The organism is Streptomyces sp. NPDC043854, assembly GCF_056436005.1.
Window position 1 is genome coordinate 21,112 of record NZ_JBWKDK010000043.1, and the last position, 12,582, is coordinate 33,693.

Consider the following 12,582-nt stretch of genomic DNA (forward strand, 5'->3'; position numbering starts at 1 on the left):
CGTCGGGCCGGGCCGCCGCCGACCCCGAGACCGGTCGGCGGCGTGCCCCTCGGGCGAGGGTCCCGGCCGGGGGTCAGCGGCGGCGGCCGCGCCGTACCTTCAGCTCCCCGAACCGGGGCGCATCGCCCTCACGGACCCGCTGCCAGGCCCGCTGGTAGAGCGCTGCCACCGGTTCGGCCGGCACCAGCACGCCGAGGAGCGGGATCCGCCCGGCGAGCAGGTCGTACATCGGCGTCTTCCACTCCTCCAGCGGCAGCCAGGGCGAGACCGGCTCCACCCAGCCGCCGGGGAGGAACAGCGAGCGCCCCGCGCGGGTGCGGCTGGCCGTCACCACCAGGTCGGTGGCGGCCAGTTCGGCGCGGGCGGCCTTCAGCCGGGCCGGCTTCCAGCCCGTCCAGCGGGCCGTGTTCCGGTCGGTGGGGTCGGGCATGGCCAGCAGCATCAGGTACAGCACCGCCGCATCCGCCCCCAGGCCGTACGCGGACTGCGCCTCGGCCACCAGCTCCGGCACCGACCGGCCCGGGTCCTGCGGCCACCACGTCCCGTCCTTGTCCACCGCGCCCGCCGCCGGGGCGCCCGGGTCGGCGAGGAGCGCCGCGAACCGCGGGTCGTGGGCGCAGCGCAGCGCGGTCTCCACGGGGTACGGACGCTGGTTGGTGCCGCGCAGCAGCGGGAGGTAGGGGTCGGCGCCGGTGGAGTCGAGCAGGGTGGGGCGCAGTGCCAGCGGGGAGACCTCGTCTGCGAGCGGCAGGACCACCGCTCCGTACTCCTCGAAGTGCTCGGCCGTACGGGTCGGCGCGCCGGCAGCCTTGCGGAACTCCGCCAGGTTGATGTAGACGCCGAGCCTCAGCAGGAGCTGCGGTGCGGCGAGCCGCTGCCGTACGGCGGTGAGCGCCGACGGCAGGAGGGCCCGGAGCGGGTCGCCGGCCGGCAGCCGGTGGGCCAGCCAGGCGGCCATGCCCACCACGCCGGTCAGCACGTCCGGGCAGAACACCGGCCCGGCGTCAGGCGCCTGGGGCGCCGCCTGGCCTTCCCTGACCTCCCACGGCACGTCGGTGTTCAGCTGGGGTGCGGCCGCCGGGTCGAGCACTGCGGGCAGGGAGCGCACGGCGGGCCAGCAGGCGCTGACGCCCCGCTGTGCCTCGGCGGTCAGCCATTCCGGGACCGGGACGCGGCGGCCGACCCGCCGGTTCCACACCTCGGCGGCCGCGGCCGCGTCCGGGCCGTCGGTCCACAGCCGGGCCGGGTCGGCCGGCAGCAGCGCCGCGACGAGGGCCCGGCGCACGTCGGCGTCCAGGCCCCGGAGGTCGTCGCGGGCCACGGCGGCGTCGCCGGCCTTGACGCCGATCGCCTCCCGCTGCCCGGCGGTCAGGAAGCTGCGCTCGGTCCTGTCCACGGCCGGCAGGCCGGCGACCACCAGCCGGGCCAGGGTCTCGGATACGCCGGTGAGCCGGGCGAATTCCTCCGCCGCCGCGGGCAGCCAGGGCGCGGCGCCGCGCTCTGCGGCGGCGTCGAGGAAGCGGGCCAGCCAGCCGGGCCCGCGCTCGGGGTCGCCGAGGGGTCTGTGCCGGCGCAGGGTGTAGGGCTCGGGCACGGTGAACCGGCCCGCGGGGTCGTACTGGACGGCCCCGAGCTCGAAGCCGTCGACCGTCGACTTGCAGTCCCGGCCGGTGGCGAGGAAGGCCCCGCCGCCGAGGGGCAGGACGCCGGCGCGGTAGGGGTGGCGCGCGGTGTCCGGCTTGTTCAGGAGCTCCTGATGGGCCAGGTGGATCCGGACCATCCGCCACCGGCCGGTGGCGGCGGAGGCCAGGCCCAGGCCGTCGATCTCCCGCAGCAGGGCCAGCAGGGCCTCGCGCTGCTCGTCGGCGATGCCTGCGGCGACCGCCCGGTAGGCGAGCGCGGCCGGCTGCTCCAGCAGCTCGTGCCACGCCAGCACGGTGAACGGCAGGCAGGGCATCTCGGTGTGCAGCCGGCCGGGCTCGGCGGCGGCACTGGTGTCCGCACCGGCAGCGGCGAAGGCGGACAGGATGCGGAAGACGTTGTCTTCCCGACCGCCGCCCCAGCCGTAGTGGACGACTCCGGTCAGTCCGGACAGCGCCTGGTCCAGCACGTAGTCCGAGGGGCGCGGCGGGGTCTGCCCGTCCGCCTCGCCCGGTGTCCCGGAGGTGAGGCGCGCGCGGACGGCTTCCAGGGTGGCCCGCTGGTCGAGGGCGAAGCCGACCCAGTCGGCGACGCCCTGGACGAGCACCGGGTCGGTGACCTGCGGCAGCGCGTCCCGCACCAGGGCGGACAGGGCGTCGGTGCCTTCGGCTCCCTCCGCCGTGCCCGCGTCCGCCTGGACCGCGGCGAGCAGCGCAGCCGCGACAGCCCGGTCCGCCGCGCGCAGCGCCGCCGAGCCCTGCGGGTCGCGCGGACGCAGGCAGAACCAGTGCCCGACGGGCGGCATGTGGTTCTCGCTGACGCCGCGGGCAGTGTGCGAGGTGCGGTAGCGCGAGTAGGCGGTGACCACCCCGTCCGGGTCGGTGAGCTGGAAGTACTGCCAGTACGCGGACAGCGCGCGCGGGCGCTCGTCGCCGGGGAAGGTGACCGCCGCGAGCGGGAACCCGCCACCCTCGGGAACGGTGACGCTGCGTCCGGCGGTGTCACAGGCCCGGTAACCCTGCCCGGGCACGTCCACCACCCGCCAGCCGAGGACGCCGTCCACGGGCGCGCCGAGCACCGAGCCCTCGACGGCGGGCGCCGGCCGCAGCCAGCTGCTGTCGGCGCACAGGGTACTGCCCTCGGGGAGGCCCTGAACGGCGTCGGCGAGGAAGCCGGGCAGGGAGCGGCGGCCCACGGCCTCCCGGGCCGGGTCGTACTCGGCCCAGCCGGCGGGCTCGTCCGTGCCGTCCCAGACCCAGTACGAGACTCCGTCGGACAGGGTAAGCCGTTCGTCCGGCAGCGCGGTGTCGCCGCGGTGCAGGGTGCCCGCGCCGGTGGTGAGACCGCCGTCGGCGAGCGGCAGGGCGGTGTGCTCGAGGCTCAGCCGCCAGGGGTGCTCACCGGTGTCCACGGTGAAGATCCGGTCGGGCTCGGGGTGCCAGTACCCCCGGACCCCGCCGCTGCCGTACACGGGCAGCCAGCAGACCAGCAGGGCGCCGTTGACGTAGTGGAAGCCGAGGAAGCGTTGGGCGCTGCCGGGGATGCGCAGGTCGTGGACGAGGACGGTGGAGTGGGCGTCGATCACCCGGACCTGCCGTTCGTTGGCCACGATCAGGTGCGGCCAGGCGCTGACCACGGTCAGGTCCTGGTGTGTCTGTCGCGGCGCCAGCTCGGCGACCGCTTCCTCCCAGGCCGGCCAGGTCAGCTCCTCGAACAGGCCGCCGTTCAGGGTGCGTGCCAGCAGCGCCCCGACGTCGATGGCGACGGCGGCGGCCACCTCATCCTCGGCGAGGGCCAGTGCCTCGACGGGCAGCCAGGTGAGGCGATCGACCGCCTCCGGTATCCCGGGCAGCCCGGTGTCCGCGCAGGCCCGGGCCACCTCGCGCACCCATGCGGCGAGCATCGGGCGGCCGCCGGGCGACTCGGCCAGTCGCCGGACGACGTCATGGCTGGTGCTGTTGTCGTGGCAGGTGGCGTACAGGGAGCTGGTGAAGGCGGGCCGGAACCGCTCGTCGGCGGCGATCCCCAGCAGGTCGGAGCGCTCCTCTGCCGCGGCCCAGCCGGCCAGGTCGAGCCGATCGTTCTCCCCCGGGGCGGCGACGGGGATGCCGAGGGAGAGCAGCCGGTCGAGCAGGGCGACGTCCTGGGCGCCGATCTTCAGCGCGGCGTCCTTGCGGCCCGGCGCGGCGAGTTCGGTGCGCAGCCGGCCCGCGGCGCGCTCCACCAGGTCGAGCAGGAGCGGCGGCGCGGGCCGGGTGCCCCAGGAGGAGTGGCGGGCGGCGTGGAACCGTTCCAGCCAGCCGGCGGTGCCGTCCGCGCAGCCCTCCTCGGCGGTGGGCGCCTCGGAGACGAGCGCGGCGGTGGCGCCCGACTCCTCCAGGATCTCCAGCCACAGGGCGGACAGTTCGCCGGTTCCGTCCTCGCCGCAGGCCGGCATGAGGGACAGCAGGGTGCCGCGCACGGCGGGTTCCCGGCGGGCGAGGGCGATCAGCGCGGCCCTGTGGGCCTTCCACCAGGCCGTGTTCGCGCGGGGGACGGCGGGGAGCGGCAGCAGTTCGGCGAGGTAGTCCTGCTCGGCCACCGCGGGGTCGAGGCCGGCTGCGCGGGCCAGTCGGCGCAGGGTGGCGTCCGCCTGGGCGGAAGGCGTCATGCCGGCGGCGGTGCGGCGCACGCACAGGCGGCGGAAGCGCTCGTACGCCTCCGGTGCGGGCACCCGTCCCTCCAGGTCCTTGCCGTAGGCAGTGAGCGCCCGTACCGGCAGGGCGCCGGCCAGTGCGAACTCCAGGAAGACTGCGTCGAGGCGGTCCTCGTCGACGGCCAGGCCGTGGTTGACCTCGCTCTTGCGGGCCAGCGCGAACAACTGCGCGGCGAACGTGCGGTTGTCGGAGGCGAGGAAGAGGCGTGCGGCCTGCTCGCAGACGACGGGCAGGAAGTGCGGCAGGGAGCCGGCCAGCCGCTCGGCCAGCTCGTGGCAGGCTGCCAGGGCTGCCTTCGGCTTGGTCCTCGCCTGACGGGCGATCCGCTCCAGTTCGGGCACGAGGGCCAGGGCGTGGTGGCCGTCCTCGGGGTGGTGGACGAGCAGCCACTCCGGGAAGCCGAGGGTCCGGCGGCGGCCGAGGCCGACCACGGCCGGCTCGCCATCGGGCTCCAGACCGAGGAAGCCGACGGCACGGTCCTCGGCGGCGCCCTGATCGGCGGCGGCGAGGCGGACCACGACGCGGCCGTCGTCGGCCAGGCCCGGGTGGCGGTAGGCGCGGGCGGTGAGCTCCACGGCCTCGGGCCCGGCGTCCTCGGTGCCGTACGGCAGCACCGCGCCGGCCCTGAGCAGCAGTTCGGCCTCGTTCGCGCCCTCCGGCGCGCCGGCCGAGCCGCTGCCCGCGGTGTCGGTGGTGCCAATGGTGTTGCCGGTCATGTGCTCCCGCCCCTTCGGTCGTTGTGGCCGAAGTACGGTGCGGCGGCCCTCCGCGTCCCGAGCATCACCCCTTGAGCTGCGGTACGACGGGGACCTTAGCGTCCCCTACTGACAACCCGGCGCCGGGATCACATCCGAGGGGGTCCGACCGAGCGGGGGCACGGAGCCCGGCGGCGGCATGCCGGTCGTCGACGCCCGGTCAGATCCGCGGCCCCCAGTCCGGGTGCAGCGCGGGGCGCAGCTGTGGCGCGAGCACGTCATGGACCTGTGGGCGGTCCCGGCGGACGGCTCGGGCGTGCCGCGCCTGCTGGCGTCGGCCACCTCCTCACCGACCCCGCCTCGGCTGACGGCCGTCCCGACAGCGCCGCCGGCCACCACCCCGTGTCCGGCGGCCCGGGCTCAGCGGCGGCGGCCGCGCCGTACCTTCAGCTCCCCGAATCGGGGCGCGTCGCCCTCACGGACCCGCTGCCAGGCCCGTCGGTAGAGCGCGGCGACGGGTTCGTCCGGCACCAGTACACCGAGGAGCGGCACCCGTCCGGCGAGCAAGCCGAACATCGGCGCCTTCCACTCCTCCAGCGGCAGCCAGGACGAGGCCGGCTCCACCCAGCCGCCGGGGAGGAACAGGGTGCGCCCGGCCCGGGTGCGGCTGGCCGTCACCACCAGGTCGGTGGCGGCCAGTTCGGCGCGGGCCGCCTTCAGCCGGGCCGGCTTCCAGCCCGTCCACCGGGCCGTGTTCCGGTCGGTGGGGTCGGGCATGGCCAGCAGCATCAGGTACAGCACCGCCGCATCCGCCCCCACGCCGTACGCGGACTGCGCCTCGGCCACCAGCTCCGGCACCGACCGGCCCGGGTCCTGCGGCCACCACGTCCCGTCCGTGTCCACCGTGCCGGCGGCCGGGGCGCCCGGGTCGGCGAGGAGCGCCGCGAACCGCGGGTCGTGGGCGCAGCGCAGCGCGGTCTCCACGGGGTACGGCCGCTGGTCGGCACGGCGCAGCAGCGGCAGGTACGGGTCGGAGCCGGTGGAGTCCAGCAGGGTCGGGCGCAGAGCGGGCAGGGACGCGTCCTCGGTGCGGGGCAGGACGACCGCTCCGTACTCCTCGTAGTGCTCGGCCGTACGGGTCGGAGCCCCGGCGGCCTTCCGGAACTCGGCCGGGTTCGTGTACGCACCGAGCTCCAGCAGCAGTTGCGGTGCGGCGAGACGCTGCCGTACGGCGGTGAGCGCCGACGGCAGGAGGGCCCGGAGCGGGTCGCCGGCCGGCAGCCGGTGGGCCAGCCAGGCGGCCATGCCCACCACGCCGGTCAGCACGTCCGAGGAGAACGCCTCGGCATTCGGCGTCTGCGGCACCGCCTGGCCGTCCCGCACCTCCCACGGCGCGTCGGTGCTCAGCGGCGGGGCGGTGGCCGGGTCGAGCACCGCGGGCAGGGAACGCACGGCGGACCAGTCGGTGCGGACGTCCCGCCGGGCCTCGGTGAGGAGCCAGTCCGGGACCGGGACGCGGCGGCCCACGTGCCTGTTCCACACCTCGGCGGCCGCGGCCACGTCCGGGCCGTCGGTCCACAGCCGGGCCGGGTCGGCGGGCAGTAGCGCCGCAACCAGGGAGCGGCGCACGTCGGCGGGCAGAACCTTGAGGTCGTCACGGGCAGCGGCGGCGTCGCCGGCCTTGACCCCGATCGCCTTGCGCTGCCCGGCGGTCAGGAAGCTGCTCTCGTAGTGGTCCACGGCGGGCAGGCCGGCGACCACCAGCCGGGCCAGGGTGCCGGTCACGCCGGTGAGCCGGGCGAATTCCTCCGCCGCCGCGGGCAGCCAGGGCGCGGCGCCCCGCTCTGCGGCGGCGTCGAGGAAGCGGGCCAGCCAGCCGGGCCCGCGCACGGCGTCGCCGAGGGGTCTGTGCCCGCGCAGGGTATAGGGCTCGGGCACGGTGAACCGGCCCGCGGGGTCGTACTGGACGACCCCGAGCTCGAAGCCGTCGACCGTCGACTCGCAGTCCCGGCCGGTGGCGAGGAAGGCTCCGCCACCAAGGGGGAGGATGCTGCTGTGGTAGGGGCGGCGCGCGGTGGCCGGCTTGTTCAGGAGGTCGCGCTGGGGCAGGTGGATCCGGGCCAGGCGCCACCGGCCGGTGGCGGCGGAGGCCAGGCCCAGCCCGTCGGCCTCCCGGAGCAGGGCCAGCAGGATCTGCCGCTGTTCGTCGGTGGTGCCCGCGGCGACCGCCCGGTAGGCGAGGGCGGCCGGCTGTTCCAGCAGCGGGGCCCACTCAACGGTGGTGAAGGGCAGAGGGGGCAGCTCGGTGTGCAGTCGGCCCGTGACGGCGGCGGCTCCGGTGTCCGCCACGGCCTCGGCGAGGGCGGACAGGAACCGGAACACGGCGTCGGCGTTGCCGCTGGCCCGGCCGTAGTGGACGGTTCCGGTCAGGCCGGACACCGCCTGCGCCAGTAGGTGGTCCGAGGGGCCCGGCGGGGTCGTGCGGTCCGGCTCGTCCTGCGCACCGGGGGCGAGACGCGCGGCGGCGGCTTCCAGGATCGGCCGCTGGTCGAGCGCGAAGCCGATCCAGTAGGCGACGCCCTGGACCAGCACCGGGTCGGTGACCTGCGGCAGCGCGTCCCGCACCAGGCCGGACAGCGTCTCGGCCCGCGCGGCGTGTTCCGCCGTGCCCTCGGCCTCCCGGGCCATGGCGGCCACTGCGAGGAGTGCGGCTGCGGCGTCCCGGTCCACGGCGCGCAGCGCCGCCGACCCCTCGGAGTCGCGGGGGCGCAGGCAGAACCAGTGCCCGGCGGGCGGCAGGGCGGTCGCGCTGACGCCGGTGGCGTGGCGCGAGACGGGGTAGCGCGACTCTGCCGTGAGCACCCCGTCCGGGTCGGTGAGCTGGTATTCCCACTGGGACGCCGTCAGCGCACGCGGGCGCTCGTCGCCGGGGAAGGTGACCGCCGCGAGCGGGAGTCCGCCGCCCTCGGGAACGGTGACGCTGCGTCCGGCGGTGTCACAGGCCCGGTAACCCTGCCCGGGCACGTCCACCACCCGCCAGCCGAGGACGCCGTCCACCGGTGCCCCGAGCACCGAGCCCTCGACGGCGGGCGCCGGCCGCAGCCAGCTGCTGTCGGCGCACAGGGTACTGCCCTCGGGGAGGCCCTGAACGGCGTCGGCGAGGAAGCCGGGCAGGGCGCGCCGGCCCACGGCCTCCCGGGCCGGGTCGTACTCGGCCCAGCCGGCGGGCTCGTCCGTGCCGTCCCAGACCCAGTACGAGACTCCGTCGGACAGCGTCGGGCGTTCGTCCGGCAGCGCGGTGTCGCCCCGGTGGAGGGCGCCCGCGCCGGTGGTGAGACCGCCGTCGGCCAGCGGCAGGGCGGTGTGCTGGAGGCTAAGCCGCCAGGGGTACTTGCCGGTGTCCACGGTGAAGATCCGGTCGGGGTCCGTGTGCCAGTAGCCCTGCACGTCCCCGCCGCCGTCCCAGGGCCACCAGCAGACCAGCAGCGCGCCGTCGACGTAGTGGAAGCCGACGGAGCGACAGGTGCCGGCCGGGACGCGCAGGTCGTGGACGAGCACGGTGGAGTGGGCGTCGATCACCCGCACCTGCCGCTCGGTGCCCACGATCAGGTACGGCCAGGCGCTGACCACGATCAGGTCCCGGCGGAAGAGGCGCGGCGCCAGCTCGGCGACCGCTTCCTCCCAGGCCGGCCAGGTCAGCTCCTCGAACAGGCCACCGTTCAGGGTGCGGGCCAGCAGTGCCCCGATGTCGATGGCGACGGCGGCGGCCACCTCCTCCTCCGCCAGGGCCAGTGCCTCGGCGGGCAGCCCGCTGAGGCGCCCGATCGCCTCCGGTACCCCCGGCAGGCCCACCTCCCCACAGGCCCGGGCCACTTCGCGCACCCACTCGCCGAGCATCGGGCGTCCGCCGGGCGACTCGGCCAGGCGCGGGATCACCTCGTGGGCGAGCGTGCTGTCGTCGTAGCCGTACAGGGCCTGCCGGAAGGCGGGCCGGAACCGCTCGTCGGCGGCGATCCCCAGCAGGTCGGAGCGCTCTTCCGGAACGGCCCAGGCGGCCAGGTCGAGCGCGACCCCGACCTTCGGGGCGGCAACGGGGACGCCCAGGCAGAGCAGCCGGTCGAGCAGGGCGACGTCCTCGAGACCGATCTTCAACGCGGCGTCCTTGCGGCCCGGCGCGGCGAGTTCGGTGCGCAGCCGGCCCGCGGCGCGCTCCACCAGGTCGAGCAGGAGCGGCGGCGTGATCCGGGTGCCCCAGGAGGAGTGGCGGGCGGCGTGGAACCGTTCCAGCCAGCCGGCGGTGCCGTCCGCGCAGCCCTCCTCGGCGGTGGGCGCCTCGGAGGCCAGGGCGGCGGTGGCGCCCCCTTCCTCCAGGATCTCCAGCCACAGGGCGGACATCTCGCCGTCCCGGTCCTCGCCGCACGCCGGCATCAGGGACAGCAGGGTGCCGCGCACGGCGGGTTCCCGGCGGGCGAGGGCGACCAGTGCGGCCCTGTGGGCCTTCCACCAGGCGAGGCTCGCACGCAGGACGGCGGGGAGCGGCAGCAGTTCGGCCATGTAGTCCTGCTCGGCTGCGGCCGGGTCGAGGCCGGCTGCGCGGGCCAGCCGCCGCAGGGTGGCGTCCGTCTGGACGGACGGCGTCATGCCGGCGGCGGTGCGGCGCACGCACAGGCGGCGGAAGCGCTCGTACGCCTCCGACGCGTGCACGCGGCCCTCCATGGCCTTGCCGTGGCTGGTGAGCACCCGTACCGGCAGGGCGCCGGCCAGCGCGAATTCGAGGAAGACGGCGTCGAGGCGGTCTTCGTCGACGGCCAGGCCGTGGGTGGCCTCGCTCTTGCGGGCCAGGGCGAACAACTGCGCGGCGAAAGCGGGGTTCTCGGCCGACAGGAAGAGGCGCGCGGCTTCTTCGCAGACGACGGGCAGGAAGTGCGGCAGGGAGCCGGCCAGCCGCTCGGCCAGCTCGTGGCAGGCTGCCAGGGCTGCCTTGGGCTTGGTCCTCGCCTGGCGGGCGATCCGCTCCAGTTCGGGTACGAGGGCCAGGGCGTGGTGGCCGTCCTCGGGGTGGTGGACGAGCAGCCACTCCGGGAAGCCGAGGGTCCGGCGGTGGCCGAGGCCGACCACGGCCAGCTCGCCGTCGGGCTCCAGGCCGAGGAAGCCGACGGCACGGTCCTCGGCGGCGCCCTGATCGGCGACGGCAATACGGACGACGACGCGGCCGTCGTCGGCCAGGCCCGGGTGGCGGTAGGCGCGGGCGGTGAGCTCCACGGCCTCGGGCCCGGCGTCCTCGGTGCCGTACGGCAGCACCGCGCCGGCCTTGAGCAGCAGTTCGGCCTCGCTCGGACGCTCGGGCGCGCCGGCCGAGCCGCTGCCCGCGGTGTCGGTGGTGCCAATGGTATTGCCGGTCATGTGCTCCCGCCCCTTCGGTCGTTGTGGCCGAAGTACGGTGCGGCGGCCCTCCGCGTCCCGAGCATCACCCCTTGAGCTGCGGTACGACGGGGACCTTAGCGTCCCCTACCGACAACCCGGCGCCGGGGTCACACCCGAGGGCGGGCCCAGCCGAGCGGGGGCACGGAGCCCGCCGGCGGAATGCCGGTCGTCGACGCCCGGTCAGATCCGCGGCCCCCAGTCCGCGTCGTTCCAGAAGCGCAGCTGGCGCTGCTTGGGGAGGTCGGCGAGGCGTGTCACGTCGGGGCCGCCGAGGATCAGGGCGGTGGGGCGGCCGGGGGCGAAGGGGGGCAGTGCGGACGTGCGGCCGGTCGACGGGACGCCGGTGCGGGCGAACGAGGCGACGAGGTCGATGAAGGCGTCCGACACGGTCCGTTCGAGGTCGGTGTCGCCGAAGACCGGGGCCTGGGAGGGCAGCCGGTGGGTGCCGAACAGGAACGTGGACGTGGCCTCGTGCGGGGTGCCGAAGTGCGGGGCGCGGACCGGGTGGGCGAACTCGGTGACGTACACGGGGCTGGAGCCGGTGCGGGCGTGGCGTTCGGCGAAGCGGATCACCGGGTGGCGGAACAGGCTGTCGCCCCAGACCTCGGTCCACAGCGACAGCGGATCGTGCGGCAGCCCCTCCGCGAGCGCGGCGGCCCGGTAGTCGGCCACGCACCAGGCGGTCAGCTCGGGCGGCACCTCGGGCATCCCCTTGAGCAGGCAGGCGCGTACGGCCGCGTGCAGCTGCTCCTCGTCGGCCGGGGCCGGTACGGGGAAGGGGGCGCCGGGGCCGGTGAAGAAGGATCCCTCGGTGGCGGTGTGGACGGAGAGCACGGGCACCCGGGGCGTGGGCAGTTCGTGGTCGTGGCCGCGCATCCACCGGCCGTCGACGACGGGGCCGCGGTAGGAGCGGCCGCTGCCGAGGGGGCGCAGCTCAGGGCTGCCCGCGAAGAGCCGGTTCCAGGCGGTGCCGAGCCGGACGGCGTCGGCGGCGCGCAGTCCCGCGACGGTGGTGCCGAGGGCCGCGGCCACCCTTTCGTAGGCGCGGACGGAGTCCTCGGGGGTGAGGGCCATGGCGGGCGCCCATACGTGCGCGGCGCTGATCGGCACAATCCGGCGGATCACGGACCGCAGTTCGGGCAGCAGGGCCAGCTGCCAGGTGCTGGAGCCGCCGGCCGAGGTGCCGGCCAGGGTGATGTTGTCCGGGTCGCCGCCGAAGGCGCGGGCGTTGGCCCTGACCCAGTGCAGCAGCGCGGCCTGGTCCTGGAGGCCCCAGTTGGCGTGGTGTCCGGTGTCGGGGTCGGCGAGGTCGGGGTGCGATCCCCAGCCGAGCGCGCCGAGCCGGTAGTTGAAGGTGACGACGACCAGGTCGCCGCGGTCGGCGAGGCGCCGGCCGTCGTACACCTCCTCGCTGCCGGCGCCGAGGAACCAACCGCCGCCGTGGACGTAGACGAGGACGGGCCGGCGGCCCGTGGTGTCGGGGGTCCAGACGTTGGCGCAGAGGGAGTTCTCGCTGCTGCCGGGCAGCACGGTCTGGAAGGAGGGGCTGGAGAAGGCCGTCGCCTCCCGGATGCCGCGCCAGGGGCGGGGCGGCCGGGGCGAGGCGAAGCGCAGCGGGCCCACGGGCGGTGCGGCATAGGGCACTCCGCGGAACACGGCGGTGCGGCCCTCGAGGGTGCCGGCGACGGGTCCGGCGGTGGTGCGCGCGACCGGGCGGTCTGCGGTGCCGGTGCTGCCGGCGCGGGGGCGGGGGTGGCCGGGTGCGGCGGCGCGGGCAGCCGGCGCGGTCGTCGCGACGGCGGCGACGGCGACGGCGACGGCCGCTGCGGCACCGGTGAGCAGCGTGCGGCGGGACGGCAGGGCGGCGGTGGACATCCGGTCCCCTCTCGGCGGGTGGCTGGCGGGCGGGACGAGCCTGCACACCGGCCGCGAGCAGGGGCAATCCACTGCCGGGCACTTGATCAGGTACGGAACCCGGCCGCCGCCGACGGGGTCACGGCCGCCCGGCCCGCCCGTGCTCGTACGGCAGCGGGCCGGAACGGGTGAGGGGCGGTACGGGCGGCGGGGTACGCCGGCCGTACCGCCCCTCGTGGGGACCGTCGGGGTCAGCTCGGGTCAGCTCGGGC

3 protein-coding genes are annotated in these 12,582 nt (G+C 76.3%); all 3 read right to left on the reverse strand.

Features of this window, described 5'->3' with window-relative positions; all coding sequences use genetic code 11:
- Positions 1 to 73: 73 nt before the first annotated feature.
- Positions 74 to 5,053 carry a DNA-binding protein gene (locus AC068A_RS29280; protein WP_478589265.1) on the reverse strand — a complete coding sequence of 1,660 codons (4,980 nt, stop codon included), beginning with the start codon at positions 5,051 to 5,053 and terminating at the stop codon, positions 74 to 76.
- Between the two features lie 399 nt (positions 5,054 to 5,452).
- Complete coding sequence (locus tag AC068A_RS29285; protein WP_478589266.1) at positions 5,453 to 10,435, reverse strand: DNA-binding protein; 4,983 nt, start codon at positions 10,433 to 10,435, stop codon at positions 5,453 to 5,455.
- 201 nt (positions 10,436 to 10,636) lie between these two features.
- Positions 10,637 to 12,331 (reverse strand): carboxylesterase/lipase family protein, encoded by a 1,695-nt coding sequence (locus tag AC068A_RS29290; RefSeq protein ID WP_478589267.1) that lies wholly within the window; start codon positions 12,329 to 12,331, stop codon positions 10,637 to 10,639.
- Positions 12,332 to 12,582 lie beyond the last annotated feature (251 nt).